Raw genomic sequence first — 713 nt, forward strand, 5'->3', positions numbered from 1 at the left:
TTACCACCTTCCCAACGCTTTTCGCAGGTTACCACGTCCTTCATCGCCTCTGACTGCCAAGGCATCCACCGTGCACGCTTTGTCACTTGACCATATAACCCGAAGGCGTCTGTTCAAGAAACATGTTCTCGTAACGATAAAATTACTTTTACTTGGCGCTTGTTAAAAACAAGACTTTAATTTCATCAAATCCACATTGTTAAAGAGCGTTTAAAGCAAAAAAGCTTTAAAAGATAAACTCAAACGTGAGAATATGTTTTAAAACTCTTCATGGCTGACTTTATTCGGGCAAAAAAAAGAACGCTACGTTCTTACTTTCCCTTTCAAGAGTCATGGTGGAGCTATGCGGGATCGAACCGCAGACCTACTGCGTGCAAGGCAGTCGCTCTCCCAGCTGAGCTATAGCCCCATGTTTGCAAGCGACGACTATTGCTTTGACCAATTTAATATTGGTAGGCCTGAGTGGACTTGAACCACCGACCTCACCCTTATCAGGGGTGCGCTCTAACCAGCTGAGCTACAAGCCTATCGCATTAGTCATTTAATGCATAAATGCATCAAATCACTTATTTGCTCTCTTTACACTTCGGTCAGATAATTCGTGTGAACGCTATGCCAGGATTCGGCTAATCGTTTAAGGAGGTGATCCAGCCGCAGGTTCCCCTACGGCTACCTTGTTACGACTTCACCCCAGTCATGAACCACACCGTGGT

Annotated in this window: 2 tRNA genes and 2 rRNA genes; all 4 read right to left on the reverse strand. The window is 45.0% G+C overall.

The features are described 5' to 3' along the window. A 23S ribosomal RNA gene (locus BS617_RS17875) occupies positions 1-92 on the reverse strand; the annotation flags it as partial. A 241-nt stretch (positions 93-333) separates the two neighbouring features. Further along, a tRNA-Ala gene (locus BS617_RS17880) sits at positions 334-409 on the reverse strand. Between the two features lie 41 nt (positions 410-450). Continuing rightward, a tRNA-Ile gene (locus BS617_RS17885) sits at positions 451-527 on the reverse strand. A gap of 108 nt (positions 528-635) precedes the next feature. Next, positions 636-713 (reverse strand): 16S ribosomal RNA (locus tag BS617_RS17890); the annotation flags it as partial.

The sequence above is a fragment of the Neptunomonas phycophila genome, from assembly GCF_001922575.1.
Taxonomy (GTDB): domain Bacteria; phylum Pseudomonadota; class Gammaproteobacteria; order Pseudomonadales; family Balneatricaceae; genus Neptunomonas; species Neptunomonas phycophila.